Here is a 19,263-nt window from a genome sequence, read left to right as displayed (position 1 = left end):
AGGAAAGCGGCTCGCGCTTCTGCCACCGTTGTTTCAACGCAGTGCTTTTACGTCGCTTGCGGTGACGTTCGCCGCCTGGCCGCCCCACGTCGCACGCAGATAATTCGCCAGTTGCGCGAGTTCATCGTCGCTCAGGGTGGAGGAAAACGCCGGCATCGCCTGCATGTTTTCGACACCCGCAAACTTCTGCGTATCGATGCCGTCCAGCATCGCGACCAGCAGGTTGTGGGCATCGGCCTGACGTAGGGTCGAGTTGCCGTTCATCGGCACCGCAACGTGCGGCTTACCCTCGCCTGCCAGCCCATGACAGCCCGCACACACCGCCAGATAGACCGAACGCCCTGCCGCGAGCGCCGCACCATCGGCGGACACAGCCGCGAGCGGCTGCGGCGCAGGCGGCGTATCGCCCAGCAGATAGACCGATAGCGCGCGCACATCGTCCTGCGTGAGGTACTGCGTGCTCAGGTGCACGACCGGATACATCTCGCCGAACGCGGAACCTTGCGGCGCGATACCGACGCTAAAGAAGGTCTGCAGATCGGCAGCGGTCCAGCCACGCCCCGCGAGTCCCGCCGGGGTGATATCCGGCGCGACGACGCGGCCGAGCGCCGCGCCCGAAAGCGGCTTCGCATCGACCAGTTGGCCCGCGAAATTGCGCGGCGTATGGCATTCGGCGCAATGGCCGAGTGCGTTCGCCAGATAGCGTCCGCGCTGCCAGTGCGCCGATTGCCCGGCCGATGCATCGGGCAAGGCGTCCTTGAGGAACACCATGTCCCACAACGTCATGCCGAAGCGCAGGCTGTACGGGAACCTGAGGTCGTGCGCGCGGTTGGCCACCGGCGCGGGTTTCACCGACATCAGATAGGCGTAGATCGCGTCAGAATCCGCGCGCGTGAGTTGACGATACGACGTGTAGGGCATCGACGGATACAGGCGCTTGCCGCGCGCATTGCCGTCGTGCAGCGCGCGATAGAAGTCGTCCGCGCTCCAGTCGCCGATGCCGTGCTCTTTGTCGGGCGTGATATTCGAGCCGTAGAACGCGCCATAAGGCGAGGCGATTTTCACGCCGCCCGCAAACGGCGCGCCGTCCTGCGAGGTATGGCAGGCGGCGCAGTCGGCGGCCTTGACGAGATAACGGCCGTGCGCGATCTGTTCGGGCGTGGGCGTGAAGGCCGCATGCGCGGCATTCGATTGCGGCGATTCCTGCTGACCGCAAGCCGTGAGCGTCAGCGCGCAGGCGGCGAACAACACGCCATGCGCAAGGCGATGGATGAGCGCGCGCTTCATGCCGCGTCCTTCACGAGGCCGGGCGTGGTCATCACCACGTCCTTGACCGCCTCGTAGTAGCGCACGTAGCCCGTGCAGCGGCACAGATGGCCGTCGAGCGCGGTCATGATGGTGCTTTCTACGTCGGCCTTCGCAACCGGCTCGCGTTTGAGGCGCTCGATCAGCACCGTTGCGGCGTTGACGAAGCCCGGCGTGCAGTAGCCGCACTGGAAGCTGAAGTGTTCGAGGAACTTCTGCTGGATCGGCGAGAGTTCGACCACTTCGCCCGCTTCATTGCGCTTTGCATGGCCTTCGACGGTGCGGATCGTGCTGCCGTTGAAGAAGTGCGCGCCGGTGATGCAGGTGCGCATTTCCTCGCTGGTGCCATCGGCTTTGTCGAGGATCACCACGCAGGCATGGCACACGCCCTGCCCGCAACCCAGGCGCGAACCGGTCAGGCCCGCGTACTCGTGCAGGAACTCGATCATCATGAGGCCTTCGGGCACCTGCATCGGGCCGACTGACTTGCCGTTGATCGTGAGCGAAAGCGCCTTGGGCTTGTATTGGACGAGCGGATGCTCGACGGGTGCGGGCGATTGCGCTTTTGACTGCGATGCCTGCGGGGCTTGAGGCGCTGAAGCGGCGGAAGCAGTGGCGGCGGCGCTGGCGCTCACCGCGGAAGCAGCGGATGGGGGCAGCGTCATGCGAGCACCTCCTGAATTTTTTGCGGGGTCACCGGCAGATCGGTGAAGCGATGGCCGATGGCATGCGCGATGCCGTTCACGACCGCGCCTACCACGGGAATCATCACCACTTCGGCAATGCCTTTGGGCGGATCGGTTTCGGACAGCGGCGGCAGCACTTCGCCGCTCTGCGTCCACACGGCCACGTCCGAAGCGCGCGGCAACTGGTAACGGTTGAAGTTCCAGGTGCCGTTGCCGGGGCCGTCTTCGTAGAGCGGCAGATATTCGTGCAGCGCGTGGCCGATCCCCATCGCCAGACCGCCCTGCAACTGGCCCGAGACCAGTTGCGGCGAGATCTGGTTGCCGCACTCCATGATCGAGTGATGCGTGAGCAGTTCGACCTTGCCGGTCGCTTCGTGCACAGCCAGTTCGACCAGCGTGCCCACCGCGCTGTAATAGGTCACCGCCGCGTTATTGCGGCTCATCGGCGGGATGAACACGCGCTTGCGGTCCAGCACGCGATAGCCGTTGGCGGTGACCGGCAAGGTTGTGGGCGCAACGGTTACGGTGGTTGTTGTCGCTGCCGTCGTTGCCGTATTGGCGTCGCCCTTTCCATAGCGCAGCGAAAGCGCGTCGATCGGCATGCGCTCAATCGTTCCGCCGATAACGAACTCGGCTTCCGCCCATTGCCAGCGGTTGAACACATGCACGGCCGCGCCGGTAGCCAGGCCCATCGCATGCGCCTGCTTCGCGATCTGTTCGAGCGGCAACGGTTCGAGCCCGGCGGCGGTGAGCTTGCCGTCCACCCAGCGCGCGTCCTCGATGCGCACCACCAGCGGCGCAGCCTGGCCGCCGCCGATGCCCTGTCCCCAGATCGCCATCGCGGCCGGCCACAGGCCCAAGCGGAACACGGCGCGCGCCGCTTCGCGCGTGCTATGCGTGAAGTAATACGCTGAGTTCGTTGCGCTCGACGGCGAGGCGATATTGGGCGTCCAGCGCGGATTCACGCTGGCCTTGTCCTGATCGGCCTGGCTCATCATGTAGGGATCGCCGCTTGTCACCACCGGCAGATCGGGCCAGTCCGTCACGGCCACGCGAATATCCGCCGCGGGCTTGCCGAGCCACTTCGCCACGGCCACGGCCTGCGATGTCGACATGCCCGTGCCGATCTCCGCGCCCGTGTGCTGCAGCGAGATCTTGCCGTTTTCGTCGATTTCGACCTTTGCGATCGATGCTTCGGATCCCGTACCAAAATCTTTTTGCACGCAGGCAAAGCCCACGCCGTAACGCTTGCCTGGATTGGCCGCTTCGTATTCGGTCTTGCGCTTCGCGCGCTGCGTCCACAACGGATGCGCTTTCGCGCGTTCGAGCACCTCGTCCACGCGGATCGCGCCGGCGGGAATCGCGCCCTGGGTGTTCTTCATGCCCGAGCGCAGCGCGTTCCTGATACGGAAGTCGATCGGGTCAAGGCCCAGTTGCGCGGCGATTTCGTCGACGGCCATTTCGGTCGCTGCCATGCTTTGCAGCGTGCCGTAGCCGCGCGCGGACCCCGCGTCGATCGCACGCGAGGCAATCGCCACTGCTGCGAAGTCGTTCTTCGGGAAGTAGTAGATCGATTGCGCCGCGGTCGCGCCCACCATAGCCACCGAAGGCGAGAAGTTGCAGCGGCCGCCGCCGTTGGCCTCGAAATCGCCCTTGAACGATTGCAGCAAACCGGTCTTGCGATCCACGGCAATGCGGTAATGCATCTTGAACGCGTGGCGCTTGAGCGCGGTCTGGAACTGCTCGTAGCGGTCGTTGGCGAAGCGCACCGGGCGGCCGTCGCCATACAGCGCCGCCACCAGCCCGTAATAAGGCACGTTGAAGTGATCCTTGGAGCCGTAACCCACCGTGTAGCACGGATGCAGGAACAACTGCTTCACCGGAAAGCCGCACTTCGCGACCATGCCCGCAGCGGCATCCGCCACTTCCAGCGGCGACTGCGTGGGCACCACCATATGCAGCGATTGCGCGGCGGCGTCGTACCAGACGTTGGCGTTATCGGGTTCGAGCGCGGCGGTATCGACGGATTGCGTGTTGTACTCGCGCTCGAACACCAGCCAGTCCGGCGACGGATGATCGAGTTCGTCGGCGATACGCCCGGCGTGGAACATGCCCTGCTCGTCGAGCTTGCCGTGCTCCTTGCCGTCCGGCCAGACCGGCGCGTGCTTGCGCATCATGCTCGGGAAGATGGGCGCGTCCTTGAGGCTCGAATAGACGTCGTCGTCATACGCCGTCTTGCCGCCCACGCGCACGAAGCGGAAGGTGCCCCAGGGATCGCGATCGAGCGCGCCGGTCTGCGCGCCATAGCGGATCACGTCGTCGCGGAACTTGAGCGCATTCTTCGCAAAGCGAAAGCGCGCGAAATCGTGATAGATCAGGATCGCGACTGCCTGGCCCAGATAGGCGGGCGTCTTGCCCGCGGGCAGCAGCATGTCGTCGCCATAGAAGGCCGGAAACGCCAGGCCGTCGCGCGCCAGGTCGTCGGCGGTGACGACGCGCTCAGGCTTGAGATCGTCGCCCAGCAGGCTCAGGTCGAAGCCTTCGTAGAGGCAGTCGGCCCGGGTGGTGCGCAGGATCAGCGCATGGGCCTGCTGCTGCGGCCAGTGAGGCATGTCGGCGGCGCGAATGTCGCGCGCGAAGATCTTCGAGCCCGTGACTTTGGCGATACCGTCGATACGGAAGCTGGGCGCGCCGGTGGCGCTATCCCATTTGACCGGTGTGAGGAGTTTTTCTTCGAACAGGGCAGCGAATGCGCGGCTGCCAAACGGCGCCACATATACCGCCACGCCCGCCAGCATGCTGGCTTTGAGAAAACCCCGCCGTGACAGGCCGTGGTTTTTCATGAGGGGATCTCCAGGTGCGTGCGCGACTCGCAAAGGCGACAAAGCGTCGCGGCTTGCGGAGCGGCCCGCATTCTGGCATCGAGATGCATACGATTCCATAGCAGTCTTCACATAGACAACTTATTGGGGCCGTTATAAGCCCGAGCCGACGGGCGTACAACGCCAAACCGCTGGAGAGGCGGCTCGACGAAACACTGATGCGCATCAATCTTTTGCGCCGATTCCGGTTTGGCGCATATTTTTCGGGATATGGCCGCTGCCTTTCTTGGCGGGAAAGGAGGCTTGATTCATCTGCAATTTTCGCGCGGGCGAAAATCGCCGACACTGATATCAGGCGACAGTGCGGCACGAGCGGAGACGCATCGGCACCTGATCGGTCCCGATATGCACACGCGCCTGACCGTCGGCCCTGACGCGCCGCGGCATACCTATACCAGGAGACACGATGAACAGCCAACCTCTGGATCTGGGCGGCCACGCAGGCCCAGGCGACCCCTCGGCGGCAAGCAGCGCCTCGCCAAACCGCGCGCCGCGCGCCACTACGCTGGGCGCCTTCATGGACGAGATGCCGGTGGGCGCGCTGCACCGCTTCGTGGTGTTGGTGGTCGGCATCGGCCTGTTCTTCGACATGTACGAGATCTTTCTCGTCAGCTCGATCGGCTCGGCGCTGCAGAACGAATACGGTCTCGACAGTCACAGCACCGATTTCAAGCTGCTGCTGGCTTCCGCCTTTATCGGCATGTTCTTCGGCGCGCTGTGCCTGGGCAGTCTCGCCGACCGCATCGGCCGACGCCGCGCCTTTCTGCTCACGCTGGTCTGGTACAGCGCGTTCTCGCTGCTGGGTGCGTTCTCCATCGACGCGACCATGCTCGTGATCTGCCGCTTTCTCACCGGCATTGGCGTGGGCGCGATCTACCCCGTGGCGGACAGCTACCTTTCCGAAATCCTGCCGAAAGAAAAACGCGGGCGGCTTGCGGCATGGGCCTATACCACTTCCTATGTTGCGGTGCCGCTGGTGGGCTTTCTGGCGGTGTGGCTCAATCCGCTGCATTACGACGGCATCGCGGGCTGGCGCGTGATTCTGGCGATCGGCGGGCTGGGCGCGGTGTTCGTGCTGGCCGTCAAGCATCGGCTGCCCGAAAGCCCGCGCTGGCTGCTTGCGCAAGGGCGCACCCAGGATGCGCACGCCACGCTGCGCCGTTTCGCCGATGGCGCGGGCGTCGCCATGCCTGCTTCGTTCGAGGAAGCGGGTGAGCGCAAGCATCCCTTGAGCCTGCGCGAGCGCATCGCCGTGCTCGGCAAGGCGCCCTATGACAAGCGCTACGTGATGCTGGTGATCTTCCACCTGTTCCAGGGCTTCGGCTATTACGGCTTCGGCTCGCTCGCCGGCGTGGTGGTGAAAAGCCGCGGTTTCGACGTAACGGGCAGCACGCTGTTCGTGGCGCTGTCCTTCCTCGGCTACCCGATTGGCTCGCTGCTGTCCGTGCCGCTGCTCAACTGGATCGAGCGGCGCACGCTGGTGATCGGCTCGCTCGTGACGATTGCGCTATTCGGCCTGGGTTTCGCTTATTCGAACCATGCGGCCGTGATTATCTGTTTCGGGGTGCTGACGACCTGCGCGTCCAACGTCTTCAGCAATGCGTATCACGTCTACCAGGCCGAAATCTTTCCCGCGAGCGTACGTTCGACCGCAATCGGCAGCACGTATTCGCTCTCGCGTATCGTCAGCAGCGCCCTGCCCTTCATTTTGCTGCCGGTGCTGACCCAGCATGGCCCGCTGGCCATGTTTGGCGTGATTTCAGCGGCGCTTGCCATCGTCGCGGTCACCTTGCGCGCACTCGGGCCACTCACGACCCGTCGCAGTCAGGACGAGATCAATCCCGTCTGAAACAAGCGCGACGCGTAGCGCAAAAGGCCGGGGGCAGTTCACCCCCGGCCTTTTTCATTCCTGGCTGCGCGCCGACATATAGTCGAACAGACTCGCGACATCCGATTTCGGCGCGCCGCCCGCCTTGATGCCCACCCATAGCGTGCGCGTGGACCATGCATCCGAAAGTTTCACTTTGGAAACGCCGATCTTGCCGCGCTCGTCGCTGACCGAATCGCGCGGCAAAATGCCGATACCCAGACCCGCTTCGATCATGCGGCACACCCCGTCGAAGTTCGACGCCTGAATGCGCAGTTTGAGCGAGCGCTCGGCGGCAAACGCCGCATCGGTCATGCGCGCGAGCAGCGAACTGCCGTCGCTCAGGCCCACGTAGTCTTCGTCGAGCGTATCGGCAAAGCGCATGACTTTCTGCCGCGCAAAGCGATGTCCCTGCGGCACCAGCAGCACAAGTTCATCGCGCCGATAGAGACGCCGCTCGATGCCCGGCGCGGGCACGTTGTCCGCGAACACGCCGATGTCGGCTTTGCCCGCGCCAAGCGCTTCGACGATCTCATGGCTGAGCCGCTCCTCCAGACTCACCTTGATACCGGGATGGCCGTTCAGAAAGCCCGCGAGGTCGACCGGCAGAAACTGCACGATCGCCGAGGTGTTGGCCCACATTCTCACGTGCCCGCGCACACCCGCTGCGTAGTCGCCCATCTCGCTCGCCATGCGGTTGACCTGATCGACGACGCGGCTCGCATGATCGAGCAGCGCAATGCCGGCCGGCGTGAGTTCGACGCCGCGCGCACGGCGGATAAACAGCGCACAGTCGGTCACGCTTTCCAGTTCCGCGATCCGTTTGCTCACGGCGGACAAGGTGAGCTGACCATGCTCGGCGGCTTTGGTGAGGCTGCCGTGTTCCGCGACGAGCAGAAACACGCGCAGCGATTGCAGATCGAAATGAAGCGGATTGACCATGATGCAGGGGAAAGGGGTTGCCGACGAAGCCGATGCAAACGGATCAAGAAGCCCAGGCGAGCGACCATTGTGCGGCATCCGGCGCGCGCATGAAAGTAGCGGCGCGATACGGGTTTCCATCAGGAAACTCTGCGGGATGGGTGGCGGAGGGACGGGAGGCGGACGCGCACACGGCGCGTCCGTGCATGGACAGTCAGGCCCATGCCTTCGGCGGCTTGCCAGCGTCCCCTGGCAAGCCGCGAAAGATCGCGGCAGAAATCAGGAAAACTATTTCTCCGATCGGAAACACCATTGCCGAGCGGCGACGTTCAGATCAGTTCGGAAATCTCGATCAGGTTCAGATCGGGATCGCGCACATAGACCGAGCGGATCTTCTGGGTCGCACCCGTGCGCTCGACTGGCCCTTCGACGATGGGCCATGCGAGCTTGTTGAGATGCGCAATCACCGCATCGAGCGGCACCGCGGCGATAAAGCAGAGATCGAGCGCGCCGGGCACGGGCACATGCGCCTTTGGCTCGAATTCAGCACCGCGTACATGCAGGTTGATCTTCTGGTTGCCGAAGCGAAACGCCAGCCGCCCCGCGCCGAACGTCTCCAGTTGCATCTGCAGCACCTCGGTATAGAAATGCTTCGTGGCTTCGGGGTCCACGCAGGTCAGCACCAGATGGTCGAGATGGTCGATCAATGCCATGAGTCTTGACTCCTTATGAGAATGCGCGCTGCGAGGGCATGCCCCGCACGCTCTGCGGCAACGGATGAAGGTCGGTGCGGCGACCGGCCTTGAGGATCTGGCTCGGCACGTCATGGCCGATCAAGGCGGGCAGACGCGCGGCGGCATCCAGCACAGCGGCCAGATTCACGCCGGTATCGTAGCCGTCCAGTTCGAGCATGTGAACCAGCTCTTCGGTGCAGACGTTGCCGGTTGCGCCCGGCGCGTACGGGCAGCCGCCCAGCCCGCCCAGCGAAGCATCGAAGCGCACGATGCCGGCATCCAGCGCGGCAAGCGTATTGGCGAGCGCCATGCCGCGCGTATTGTGAAAATGCAGCGTCAGGTCCAGCGCGTCGAATTGCTCACGCGCACGCTCGCATAACTCGCGCACCTGGTTGGGATACGCCATGCCGGTGGTATCGCATAGCGTCACGCCCTGCACGCCGCGCTGCGCGAAACGCGCCATCCAGTCGAGCACGGTCGGTATCGGCACGTCGCCTTCCATCGGGCAACCCATCGCCGTGGAAAGCGAGACGTTGATCGCCACGCCCGTTCCACGCACGGCGTCGATCACATCGGCCAGTTGTGCGAACGATTGCTCGCGCGTCATGCGCAGATTGGCGCGATTGTGGCTTTCGCTCACCGACATCACGAGATTCACTTCATCCACCCTGCACGACAGCGCGCGTTCCGCACCGCGCACATTCGGCACCAGCACGGTATAAACCACGCCAGGCGAACGTTTGATGCCGTGCATCACGGCTTCGGCGTCGCGTAGCGCGGGAATCGCTTTCGGCGAAGTGAAGGAAGTCACCTCGATCTTTGCGTAGCCGCATGCGCTTAGCGCATCGATCAACGCGATCTTGTCGTCGGTGTCGATGAAGGCGGCTTCGTTCTGGAAGCCATCGCGCGTGGCGACTTCGTTCAGGTACAAGCGCTTAATCTGATTCATCATCAAAATCCCTTTGTTCAGATCACGCCGCGCGCGCGCCAGTCGTCGCGCGTCGTTGCGTCGACGCCGATCGCTGCCAGCAGCGTATCCGTATGTTCGCCGAGCGTCGGCGCGCTGTGCTCGATGGCGCCGGGCGTCGCGCTGAGTTTCGGCACGATGCCGGGCGCCTGCACAGGCGTGCCGTCGGGCAAGCGATCTTCGACGATCATTTCGCGCGCGTGGTAGTGCGGATCGGCCGCGATATCCGCCACGTCGTAGATGCGGCCCGCCGGAATGCGCGCTTCGCTGAGCGCGGCGAGCACGTCGTCGAGCGTGCGTTGCGCACACCATGCGCCAATCGCCTCGTCGATACGGGCAACCTGGGCGACGCGGCCATCATTGGCGGCCAGGGTGGGATCGGCGCCCAGCTCGGGGCGTGCGATCAACTCCATCAGGCGGCGAAAGATGCTGTCGCCATTGCCTGCAATCAGCGCGTATTTGCCGTCGTTGCACCGGTACGCATTGCTAGGCGCGATGCCGGGCAGGCTGCTGCCAGCAGGCTGCCGCACCGCACCGAACACCGAATATTCGGGCAGCAAGCTCTCCATCATATTGAACACGGACTCATAGAGCGCGACATCGACCACCTGCCCCTTGCCGCCCTGCTGCTCGCGATGGCGCAGCGCCAGCAGAATGCCGATCACGCCATGCAGCGCCGATAGAGAATCGCCAATCGAAATCCCCACCCGAACCGGCGTGCGATCCGGTTCGCCGCTCAGGTGGCGCAGGCCGCCCATCGCTTCCGCCACCACGCCAAAGCCGGGCCGGTCGCGATACGGGCCGGTCTGCCCGTAGCCGGAAACGCGCAGCATGATGAGTCCAGGGTTGATCCCGCTGAGCACATCCCAGCCCAGCCCCCAGCCTTCGAGCGTGCCGGGACGAAAATTCTCGATCAGCACGTCTGTTTCCGATACGAGACGACGGATCACTTCCTGCCCTTCGGGCGAGCGCAGATCGAGCGTGAGCGACTGCTTGTTGCGCGATTGCGCCGCCCACCACACGGATGTGCCGTCGTGCAGCAGACGCCATTTTCGCAGCGGATCGCCGCTGCCCGGCGGCTCGACCTTGATGACGCTCGCGCCGAATTCGGCGAGCATTTTCCCGGCGAACGGGCCCGCGATCAGCTGCCCAAGTTCCAGAACGCGAATTCCCGAAAGGGGTCGTGACATGATTGTCTCCAGGCTGTTTTCGACTCTGGACGCCATCATGGGCGCGAACGGCGGCTTTGATAATCGATCGTTGCTCAATCGGGGTTGAGCAAATGGAAAGGCTCAGCGCGATTTTCCTTATCGGAAACTTTTGTCGCGCATTGAGCAAACCACGCATACGGCACGCGCAGCACAATGCGGCGTCATACATCCACGTTCCATCCACGTTCCATTCACTTTCCATTCACCTTCGATTCCGTGCCCATGACTGACCAGGCCGCGCCACTTCGTGTTGTATTCCTCGACCGCGCCACGCTTTCGCCGCAAACCCGCTTACGCCCCCTGCCGTTCGACCATCATCTGGAAACGTTCGAACGCACCTTGCCTGGCGAGGTCGCGCAGCGTATTCGCCACGCCGGCATCGTCATCACCAACAAGGCGCCCATCACGGCCGATGCGCTCGCACAAGCGCCGGACCTGCGCATGATCGCAGTAGCCGCCACCGGCACCGACAACATCGATCTGCACGCCTGCGCGGCGCGCGGCATCGTAGTGAGCAATATCCAGGGCTATGCGCTGAACACGGTGCCGGAACATACGTTTGCGCTGATCTTCGCGCTGCGCCGCAGCCTGGTGGCCTATCGCGAAGCGGTCCGTGCGGGGCGCTGGCTCGAATCGGGGCAGTTCTGTTTCTTCGATTTTCCGATCAGAAACCTCGCGGGTTCGACGCTCGGCATCGTCGGCGCGGGCGCGCTTGGGCAGGCGACGGCGGCCATCGGGCGCGCGCTGGGTCTGCGCGTGCTGTTCGCCGCGCATGGGAACCGCGCAGGCTTGAACGATGATTACGTACCGTTCGACACGCTGCTGGCGCAAAGCGACATTATTTCGTTGCACTGTCCGCTTACGCCGGCCACGCGTCATCTGATCGATGCGGCAGCGTTCGCGCGGATGACGCGTCGACCGCTCGTCATCAACACCGCGCGCGGCGGCCTTGTCGATGAAGCCGCGCTGGCCGATGCTCTGCAGTCGGGGCAGATTTCCGGCGCGGGTTTCGACGTCGTCTCGCAGGAACCGTTGCCCGCGGCGCATCCGTTCCAGGCGATTCTCGGACACCCTGGCTTCATCCTCACGCCTCATGTGGCGTGGGCCAGCGACGAAGCCATGCAAACGCTCGCTGACCAACTGATCGACAACATCGTGGCCTTCCATAGAGGGGAACCGCGCAATATCGTGGGACGAGATTGATTGCGAGCGCAACAAAAAAGGCCCGACTGGGCCTCTGGGTGCTTACCTGATTCGACGCGCTCAGGCGGTCGCGGGATGCGCGGTGTGCCAATCGTCGATCGACTGACGCGCCTTGTGCTCCACCATGCTCACCACCATCAGCACGTCGATCTTGAGCTTGGGAAATTCAAGCTCGACAACCGGCAGCGCCACGTCGCGCAGCTGGCTTTCAACGCCTTTGATATCCGCGCGGCACAGCCATTGCGTGTCCGTCGCGTCCGCTTTCGTATCGACATTGATCTGAAAGCCACGATATTCGATTGCCATTTAACTCTCCGCCACCTGACAAAACGTAAGCATTATTCGCTGCTGCATCGCAACGACCTCGGCAAATATAGCACTGCTCTACAATACGTTCAGTGTATAGGTGCAGGAAAAATCACATGCTGAAGCTTGCCCGTCAGAACCCCGCAGCCAGGCCGTCGCGTCGCGTATCGCTGGCCGCAACGTATCCGCGTTCGGGATCGTCGCGATCGAGTTTCCAGATAAACTGGCCGGAGCCGAAGTCCATGTACGGATCGTCGATACCCTTGATTTCATGGCCTCGCGCTTCAAGCGCCTGTGCCGTGTCCGGATCGAAAGTCGATTCGATATCGAGCGTGAAATCGCGGTTCACCTTCCAGCGCGGCGCATCGCAGGCAGCCTGTGGCTGCTGGCCGTAATCGAGCATGCGCACCACCGTTTGCACATGCCCTTGCGGCTGCATATCGCCTCCCATCACGCCAAAGCTCATTACCGCTTCGTCGCGGCCATTCACCTGCTGCGTGAGGAATGCGGGAATGATCGTATGGAACGGGCGCTTGCCGCCTTCGACCACATTCGGCGATCCAGGGTCCATCGAAAAACCGCAGCCACGGTTCTGCATGGCGATGCCCGTGCCCGGCACCACCACGCCCGAGCCGAAGCCCATATAGTTCGACTGGATGAAGCTCACCATCATGCCGCGCTCGTCGGCGGCCGAGAGGTAAATCGTGCCGCCGGCGTGCGGCATGCCGAAGTCGAATTGCGTGGCGCGCTTCGGGTCGATCAGCCTGGCGCGCGACTTCAGATAGGCGTCGTCGAGCATCTGCGCGGGCGTCACTTCCATCGATTTCGGATCGGAAACATAACGATAGACATCGGCAAAGGCGAGCTTCATTGCCTCGATCTGCAGATGCTGCGATTCGATGCCATCGCACGGCAGCGACGCCATGTCGAATTGTTCCAGAATGCCAAGCGCGATGAGCGCGGCGATGCCCTGACCGTTGGGCGGAATCTCGTGCACCCGGTAGCCGCGATACTCCTTTGAAATCGGCTCGACCCATTGCGCGCGATAGTTGCGCAGATCGTCGAGCGTGAGCGCCGCGCCGCCCTCGCGCGCGAACGCTGCGATGCGCTCCGCGATTTCGCCTTCGTAAAAGGCACGCGGGCCGAGTTCGGCGAGCCGCTGCAGGGTGGCGGCATGACCCGGCAGGCGCACGTGCTCGCTCACCTCGGGCGCGCGGCCATGCGGCATGAAGGTTTGCGCAAAGCCGGGCTGATTGTGCAGATCGGGCACCGCAGCCTGCCATTTACGCGCGACGATGCTGGCCACCGCATAACCGCGCGCGGCGATGTCGATCGCGGGCGCCATCAGATCCGCGAACGGCAACGAGCCGAACTTCGCATGCAGCGCTTCCCAACCGGCGATCACGCCCGGCACCGTCACCGTGTCCCAGCCGCGTTTGGGCTGTCTGGCCAGACCGTGTTCCTCGCCGTGGCGACGACGGAAATAGTCGGGATTCCAGGCCGCCGGCGCGGTGCCCGATGCGTTCAGGCCGTGCAAACGCGCGCCATCCCAAACCAGCGCGAAGGCGTCGCCGCCCAGCCCGCACGAAACCGGCTCCACCACAGTGATGGCCGCTGCCGCCGCGATGGCGGCATCGACGGCATTGCCGCCTTGCCAGAGCATGCGCAAGCCCGCCTGGGCCGCGAGCGGATGGGAGGTCGAGACGACGTTACGGGCAAACACCGGCAAACGCGGTGTGGGATAGGGGTTGTTCCAGTTGAATCGTGTCATGACGGTATCTGTTGGAATAGTCGGTGCACGGCGCGGTGAACGGCCCACGCAAAAGAGCTAGTGTATTTCATCGGGGGCGAACGACGCGCGCACGCTCGCGCAATCGCCAGGGGCATTCGCGTAAGCTAACGCCAACCTTCGCGCGGACGCTCCATGCAAAGATCGCCCTTTTCTCCGGTTGCCAGGCGCACCTCAACGCGAGATCTGCTTTGCGCGCTGACGCTAACGCTCACGTTCACGCTCACGGCCTGCCAGCTCCCTGCTCCGGGCGTTCGCACGACGTCCACCGCCCTCAGCGCCTCCGAGGCGCAAACCACGCCGCTAGCCCGTGCCATCGAAGGCAAGCTCGCGGCGCATCCCGGCCTGAGCGGCATCGATCCCCTCGCCAAACCGCTGGAAGCCTTCGCGGCGCGCGTCGATCTCGTCCGCACGGCGCAGCGCACGCTCGATGTGCAGTACTACATCTGGCGCAACGACCTCACCGGCACGCTGCTGCTCGAAGCACTGCGCGAAGCCGCTGACCGCGGCGTACGCGTGCGGCTCCTGCTCGACGACAACGGCATTCCCTCGTCGCTCGACGCCACGCTCGCGGCACTCGATGCGCATCCGAATATCCAGGTGCGGCTGTTCAATCCATTTGCCGTGCGTCGCGCTAAATTTATCGGATTCCTTACTGATTTTTCGCGCCTTAACCGGCGCATGCACAACAAGTCGCTGACCGCCGACGGCATCGCGACGATTCTGGGCGGCCGCAATATCGGCGACGAGTATTTTGGCGCCACGGACGGTGTCGTGTTCGCCGATCTCGATGTGCTCGCCATCGGCCCCGCGGCGAGCGACGTGGCGCACGATTTCGACCGCTACTGGTCGAGTGCTTCGGCATGGCCGGCGCATGAAATCCTGCCGGCGCCCCAACCTTCGGAACTCGAAGCGCTCGATCGCGCTGCGCAGGCGGTACAGACCAACCCCGCCGGGGCGGCATTCATTGCGGCACTGCAAGAAAAGACCGATGTGCGCCGCCTGCTCGACGGCACACTGACGCTCGAATGGGCCTCGACGCGCCTCGTAAGCGACGACCCCGCGAAGGCGAAAGGCAAAGCCGCGCCGGAATCGTTGGTGCTCAACCAGCTGCGCGACATCCTCGGCGAACCGAAGCGCGAACTCGATCTGGTTTCGCCTTATTTCGTGCCTTGCGAAGTCGGCACGCAGTACTTCACGCAACTGGCCGCGAATAGCGTCACGGTGCGCGTGTTGACGAACTCGCTCGAAGCGACCGATGTACTGCCCGTGCATTCGGGCTACGCGCGCAGGCGCAAAGCGCTGCTCAAAGGCGGCGTGGAACTGTTCGAACTACGTCGCGCAGCGGGCGCAAGCGCGAGCAAGGAACAGGCGCCGGGCGTGTTCGGCAGTTCCGGATCGAGTCTGCACGCAAAAACTTTCGCCGTGGACGGACAGCGCGTATTCGTCGGCTCCCTCAATTTCGATCCGCGCTCGGTCAACCTGAATACGGAACTGGGTCTCGTGATCGAAAGCCCGGTGCTGGCTGGCCGCATCGAAGCGGCATTCTGGACCCAGGTTCCGCAACTCGCCTATCAGGCGAAGCTCGATTCGAACGGCTCGCTCTACTGGGTCCGACAAACCGCCGACGGCACAACGCGCTACGACACCGAACCGAACTCGCGCTGGAGCACACGCCTGGCGGTCTGGTTCTTTTCGATTCTGCCTATCGAGTGGCTGCTGTAGCGGCTCCTTCCGGGATCGCCCACATTCAATTTTTTCCGATGCGAAACCCGGCGCACAATGCGACTGCACATGGTCGTGCGCACGGGTAATCCCCTATTTCGCATAAGTTGTCTATACAACATGATCCAAGGATCTCAGCGCTCGTCTGCATGGGCGCCATGTCAATTCCTACCTCCCGGAGCCGCACGTGGCCATTCCCGAATCCCTCGTCAAGCTTGAGCCGGAAGGCCGCAAGCTGCTGGAATCCCGCTCGATCGACTATATCCCCGATGCGGAACGCCACGGCAGCCTCTTTAGCCAGTTCACGCTCTGGCTCTCCGCCAATCTTCAGGTCACCGCGATCATCACGGGCGCGCTCGCTGTCGTGCTGGGCGGCGACGTGTTCTGGTCGCTCGTCGCCTTGTTGATTGGACAACTTATTGGCGGCGCTGTCATGGCGCTGCACGGCGCGCAAGGCCCACAACTGGGCCTGCCGCAGATGATCTCCAGCCGGGTGCAATTTGGCGTCTATGGCGCGGCCATTCCCATCGCGCTGGTCTGCCTCATGTATGTGGGCTTTTCGGCGAGCGGCACCGTGCTCGCGGGCCAGGCTACCGCGCAGTTGCTGTCGGTTTCCGATACGACCGGCATCTGCCTGTTCGCCGCGCTGATCGTCGTGTTGACGATACTCGGCTATCGCTCGATCCACTTCGTGGGCCGCATCGCCAGCGTGATCGGTGTGCTGGCGTTCTGCTATATGTTTGCGCAGCTGTTCGCGCATCACGACATCGGCGCGCTACTCGCCAACCGCCATTTCACGATCGCGAGTTTCCTGCTTTCCATGTCGCTCTCGGCCTCATGGCAAATTGCATTTGGCCCTTATGTAGCGGATTATTCGCGCTATCTGCCGCGCTCGACCTCGCCCGCGAAAACCTTTCTCGCGGTGGGTCTGGGTTCGGTACTGGGCGCACAGGCGTCGATGGTGTTCGGCGTATTCGCCGCCGCGCTCGCCGGTCACGAATTCGCCCATCACGAAGTGGCGTATATCGTCGGTCTTGGGGCGAGCGGCGCGGTCGCGGCCATGCTCTATTTCAGCATCGCATTCGGCAAACTGACTGTCACCACGCTCAACGCCTACGGCAGTTTCATGTCGATGGCCACGGTCGTAAGCGCGTTTCGCGCCAGGCGTGCGATCTCCACGCGCCACCGTTTCATCTACATCATCGGCATGGTGGGATTGTCGACGCTCGTGGCGCTGGCTGGCCGTCATTCCTTCCTCAAGGAATTCACCGCTTTCATCCTGTTCCTGCTGGCGTTTTTCACGCCGTGGAGTGCGATCAATCTGGTCGATTACTACTGCTTTACGCAATCGCGCTATGACGTGCCCGCGCTTTCCGATCCTGATGGCCGTTATGGCCGCTGGAATGCAAAGGCCATCGGGATCTACGTGCTTGGCGTGCTCGTGCAGATGCCCTTTATTTCCACGAGCTTTTATACGGGTCCGTTCGTGGATGCGCTGGGCGGCACCGATATCTCCTGGATTCTCGGCCTCATCGTCCCCGGCGTGATCTACTACGTCACCATGCGGCGCGCCCCGCAGACCATGCCGGATCGCCTGATCCTGCCCGTCGAGCGCGATTGACGTCTGGATTGAAGTCTGGGTTGACGCCTGGGCGCTTCTGAAAGCGCCGCCTTCCGTTCCCTCTTTGCTGGCCACCCGCGCGAGTCTGACGACTCGCGCGCTTATCCTTTTCTTTCCAATAAATAGTTGTACTGATAATGAAAAAGACCGTATCCCTCAGTGCCACCGCTCTCGCGCTGCTCACCCAGGGCGCCCAAGCCCAGGACGGCGTGACGTTCTATGGCCTGATCGACGAATTCGCACAATACGTCAACACCGGTAACGGATACACCGCTGCGCTGGGTTCCAGCGGCCAATGGGGCAGCCGCTTCGGCCTGAAGGGCAAGGAAGATCTGGGCGGCGGCCAGACGCTCTCCTTTGTCCTTGAGAATGGATTCAACCCGACCGACGGCACGCTCGCCACTAGCGGCTCCCTGTTCGACCGTCAGGCGTGGGTCGGCCTTGCGGGCCATTGGGGCGAAGTGCGCGTGGGCAGGCAGAATTCACCGCTGTTCAACGACCAGGGCGGCCAGGATGCATTCGGCGGCGTCACCCAGGCTTCGGGCATGGACAACCTCACGGTGTTCTCCATTCGCACCAGCAACACCGTGTCTTACGTGACACCCGAATTCGCAGGCTTGCAGGCCGGTGTGTATCTGGGCTTCGGCAATGCGGGCGGATTGCGCGCGGCAGGCTCCAGCCAGCAATTCGACCTGACCTATGAACACGGCCCTATCAACGCATTCGTGGCCGGACAGTGGCTCAAGGACAGCGCCGGCAGCGCGACCAATCGCACGCTCATGGCCGGCGTTTCGTACGCAATCGGCCAGGCCACGCTATTCGGCGGCTACTCTGACATGAAGTGGCCCGATCTAGCGCTCAACGCCTATACGTCGGGGCTTTCGGTCAAATATCAGTTCAACGCAACCAACACGCTCGCATTCGGCTACGCGATGCTGCGCGACCGGACTTCGCAAGGCAATAACGCAGACCAGTTGGGCCTGATGTACGAATACGATCTGTCCAAAACCACGAATCTCTACGGCGCGTTGTCCTTCCTGCGCAACCGCAACGAAGCGGCCTATACACTCGCGGGCGCAGCTAACGCTGGCTTGCCGCTTGCTTGTGCTGGCGCCAATGCGCGCGGCGTGCAGCTTGGCATCGTTCACCGCTTCTAAAAGAAAAGGGCTCTGGATCATTTATCCAGAGCCCTTTCATTCGGATTAACTTAACGATGGAAGATCAGGCCGATGCATTGAGCGCCTGAATGGCTTCCAGCGCGCCGCCCACCATCTTGCGCAATACCGGCTCGACGCGCTCCGCCAGCGCCGGTGCGTAGTCGAACGGCGCGTGCTCGTTCATATAGGTCGACTGGCACATTTCAAGCTGAATGGCATGCACGCCGTCTTGCGGCGCGCCGAAGTGGCGCGTGATATAGCCGCCCTTGAAACGCCCGTTCGCGACCCACGTATAGCCGCTATCGGCGGCGGCCTGTTCGGCGCGTGCCTGCACCGTTGCGTGCGTCGTGCGGCCCTCCTGGGTGCCGATATTCAGATCCGGCAGCTTGTCGTCGAAGAGCCGCGGCAGCACGCTTGCGATGGAATGCGCTTCCCATAGCAGCACATTCGCATGGCGGCTGCGCAGACGCTGCAATTCGGCGCGCAGCGTCTGGTGATACGGTTGCCAGTACGCTTCGACGCGGGCCTGACGCTGCGCCGCATCGGGCTCACAGCCTTGCCGATAAATCGGCTCGCCGCGAAACGTTTCCGTTGGGCACAACGACGTCGTGGTCTGGCCCGGATAGAGGCTCTCGTCGTTGGGTGGCCGGTTCAGGTCGATCACATAGCGCGAAACGCGCGCGCCCAGCATGGTCGCGCCCAGCGACTTCGCAAAGGCGTAGAGGCGATCGAGATGCCAGTCGGTATCGGCGAGCGTCAGCGCGAGGTCGGTGTACTGGCTGCGCAGCGCTTCGGGGATCGCCGTGCCCAGATGCGGGATCGAAATAACTAGCGGTGCATCGCCGCGATCGAGGGTGTAGAGATCGGTCATGAGTCGGTCCGTTGGTCC

Annotated in this window: 15 protein-coding genes; 5 read left to right on the top strand and 10 right to left on the bottom strand. The window is 63.3% G+C overall.

Annotated features, from left to right (window positions below):
* Positions 1-33: 33 nt before the first annotated feature.
* The 3 genes from F4827_RS16985 to F4827_RS16975 are packed head-to-tail and all read right to left on the bottom strand — an operon-like array spanning position 34 to position 4,834.
* On the bottom strand, positions 34-1,287 hold the full coding sequence (locus F4827_RS16985; protein WP_183725148.1) for a cytochrome c: 1,254 nt from the start codon (positions 1,285-1,287) through the stop codon (positions 34-36).
* Positions 1,284-1,970: a (2Fe-2S)-binding protein gene (locus F4827_RS16980; RefSeq protein WP_183725146.1), complete on the bottom strand. Its 687-nt coding sequence runs from the start codon at positions 1,968-1,970 to the stop codon at positions 1,284-1,286. Before F4827_RS16980 ends, F4827_RS16985 begins: the two co-directional genes overlap by 4 nt.
* A complete protein-coding gene (locus F4827_RS16975; protein ID WP_183725145.1) occupies positions 1,967-4,834 on the bottom strand; it encodes a xanthine dehydrogenase family protein molybdopterin-binding subunit in 2,868 nt (955 codons plus the stop codon). The genes F4827_RS16980 and F4827_RS16975 overlap by 4 nt, the downstream gene beginning before the upstream one ends.
* A gap of 445 nt (positions 4,835-5,279) precedes the next feature.
* Between F4827_RS16975 and F4827_RS16970 the strand changes: the two genes are divergently transcribed.
* Positions 5,280-6,722: an MFS transporter gene (locus tag F4827_RS16970; protein ID WP_183725143.1), complete on the top strand. Its 1,443-nt coding sequence runs from the start codon at positions 5,280-5,282 to the stop codon at positions 6,720-6,722.
* Positions 6,723-6,776: 54 nt separating this feature from the next.
* Here the strand turns inward: F4827_RS16970 and F4827_RS16965 are convergent, their stop codons facing one another.
* From F4827_RS16965 to F4827_RS16950, 4 genes are all read right to left on the bottom strand, one after another.
* A complete protein-coding gene (locus tag F4827_RS16965) occupies positions 6,777-7,682 on the bottom strand; it encodes a LysR family transcriptional regulator (RefSeq protein WP_183725141.1) in 906 nt (301 codons plus the stop codon).
* A gap of 308 nt (positions 7,683-7,990) precedes the next feature.
* Positions 7,991-8,374 (bottom strand): VOC family protein, encoded by a 384-nt coding sequence (locus F4827_RS16960; protein WP_183725139.1) that lies wholly within the window; start codon positions 8,372-8,374, stop codon positions 7,991-7,993.
* Between the two features lie 13 nt (positions 8,375-8,387).
* Positions 8,388-9,347: a hydroxymethylglutaryl-CoA lyase gene (locus tag F4827_RS16955; protein ID WP_409258803.1), complete on the bottom strand. Its 960-nt coding sequence runs from the start codon at positions 9,345-9,347 to the stop codon at positions 8,388-8,390.
* A 14-nt stretch (positions 9,348-9,361) separates the two neighbouring features.
* A complete protein-coding gene (locus F4827_RS16950) occupies positions 9,362-10,552 on the bottom strand; it encodes a CaiB/BaiF CoA-transferase family protein (protein WP_183725137.1) in 1,191 nt (396 codons plus the stop codon).
* A 243-nt stretch (positions 10,553-10,795) separates the two neighbouring features.
* Here F4827_RS16950 and F4827_RS16945 point away from each other — a divergent pair, with 243 nt between their 5' ends.
* Positions 10,796-11,776, top strand: coding sequence for a D-2-hydroxyacid dehydrogenase (locus tag F4827_RS16945; protein WP_183725135.1), 981 nt, complete (start codon positions 10,796-10,798; stop codon positions 11,774-11,776).
* A gap of 60 nt (positions 11,777-11,836) precedes the next feature.
* Here F4827_RS16945 and F4827_RS16940 read toward each other — a convergent pair whose 3' ends face one another.
* Positions 11,837-12,082: a hypothetical protein gene (locus F4827_RS16940; RefSeq protein WP_183725133.1), complete on the bottom strand. Its 246-nt coding sequence runs from the start codon at positions 12,080-12,082 to the stop codon at positions 11,837-11,839.
* Between the two features lie 133 nt (positions 12,083-12,215).
* Positions 12,216-13,853 (bottom strand): gamma-glutamyltransferase family protein, encoded by a 1,638-nt coding sequence (locus tag F4827_RS16935; protein ID WP_183725131.1) that lies wholly within the window; start codon positions 13,851-13,853, stop codon positions 12,216-12,218.
* 153 nt (positions 13,854-14,006) lie between these two features.
* Between F4827_RS16935 and F4827_RS16930 the strand changes: the two genes are divergently transcribed.
* The 3 genes from F4827_RS16930 (at position 14,007) to F4827_RS16920 (ending at position 18,374) form a co-directional block, all read left to right on the top strand.
* Positions 14,007-15,596, top strand: a complete 1,590-nt coding sequence (locus F4827_RS16930) for a phospholipase D family protein (protein WP_183725129.1) — start codon at positions 14,007-14,009, stop codon at positions 15,594-15,596.
* 235 nt (positions 15,597-15,831) lie between these two features.
* The gene (locus F4827_RS16925) at positions 15,832-17,217 is read left to right on the top strand and encodes a cytosine permease (RefSeq protein ID WP_183725317.1); all 1,386 of its coding nucleotides are present in this window, start codon (positions 15,832-15,834) and stop codon (positions 17,215-17,217) included.
* 137 nt (positions 17,218-17,354) lie between these two features.
* Positions 17,355-18,374, top strand: coding sequence for a porin (locus F4827_RS16920; protein WP_183725127.1), 1,020 nt, complete (start codon positions 17,355-17,357; stop codon positions 18,372-18,374).
* A 64-nt stretch (positions 18,375-18,438) separates the two neighbouring features.
* On the opposite strand, the gene hutG is transcribed toward F4827_RS16920, so the two are convergent.
* Complete coding sequence (hutG, locus tag F4827_RS16915) at positions 18,439-19,245, bottom strand: N-formylglutamate deformylase (RefSeq protein WP_183725125.1); 807 nt, start codon at positions 19,243-19,245, stop codon at positions 18,439-18,441.
* Between the last annotated feature and the right edge of the window lie 18 nt (positions 19,246-19,263).

This window comes from Paraburkholderia bannensis, from assembly GCF_014200455.1.
In the GTDB taxonomy this organism is placed as follows: Bacteria; Pseudomonadota; Gammaproteobacteria; order Burkholderiales; family Burkholderiaceae; genus Paraburkholderia; species Paraburkholderia bannensis_A.
The sequence above is the reverse complement of the archived record's forward strand: the minus strand, read 5'-3'. Positions and strand labels throughout refer to the sequence as shown.

What these genes read in the sequence shown, in the direction of transcription:
- F4827_RS16985 (WP_183725148.1), bottom strand. Translation starts at nt 1,287, where the DNA reads ATGAAGCGCGCGCTCATCCATCGCCTTGCGCATGGCGTGTTGTTCGCC.
- F4827_RS16980 (WP_183725146.1), bottom strand. Translation starts at nt 1,970, where the DNA reads ATGACGCTGCCCCCATCCGCTGCTTCCGCGGTGAGCGCCAGCGCCGCC.
- F4827_RS16975 (WP_183725145.1), bottom strand. Translation starts at nt 4,834, where the DNA reads ATGAAAAACCACGGCCTGTCACGGCGGGGTTTTCTCAAAGCCAGCATG.
- F4827_RS16970 (WP_183725143.1), top strand. Translation starts at nt 5,280, where the DNA reads ATGAACAGCCAACCTCTGGATCTGGGCGGCCACGCAGGCCCAGGCGAC.
- F4827_RS16965 (WP_183725141.1), bottom strand. Translation starts at nt 7,682, where the DNA reads ATGGTCAATCCGCTTCATTTCGATCTGCAATCGCTGCGCGTGTTTCTG.
- F4827_RS16960 (WP_183725139.1), bottom strand. Translation starts at nt 8,374, where the DNA reads ATGGCATTGATCGACCATCTCGACCATCTGGTGCTGACCTGCGTGGAC.
- F4827_RS16955 (WP_409258803.1), bottom strand. Translation starts at nt 9,347, where the DNA reads ATGATGAATCAGATTAAGCGCTTGTACCTGAACGAAGTCGCCACGCGC.
- F4827_RS16950 (WP_183725137.1), bottom strand. Translation starts at nt 10,552, where the DNA reads ATGTCACGACCCCTTTCGGGAATTCGCGTTCTGGAACTTGGGCAGCTG.
- F4827_RS16945 (WP_183725135.1), top strand. Translation starts at nt 10,796, where the DNA reads ATGACTGACCAGGCCGCGCCACTTCGTGTTGTATTCCTCGACCGCGCC.
- F4827_RS16940 (WP_183725133.1), bottom strand. Translation starts at nt 12,082, where the DNA reads ATGGCAATCGAATATCGTGGCTTTCAGATCAATGTCGATACGAAAGCG.
- F4827_RS16935 (WP_183725131.1), bottom strand. Translation starts at nt 13,853, where the DNA reads ATGACACGATTCAACTGGAACAACCCCTATCCCACACCGCGTTTGCCG.
- F4827_RS16930 (WP_183725129.1), top strand. Translation starts at nt 14,007, where the DNA reads ATGCAAAGATCGCCCTTTTCTCCGGTTGCCAGGCGCACCTCAACGCGA.
- F4827_RS16920 (WP_183725127.1), top strand. Translation starts at nt 17,355, where the DNA reads ATGAAAAAGACCGTATCCCTCAGTGCCACCGCTCTCGCGCTGCTCACC.
- hutG (WP_183725125.1), bottom strand. Translation starts at nt 19,245, where the DNA reads ATGACCGATCTCTACACCCTCGATCGCGGCGATGCACCGCTAGTTATT.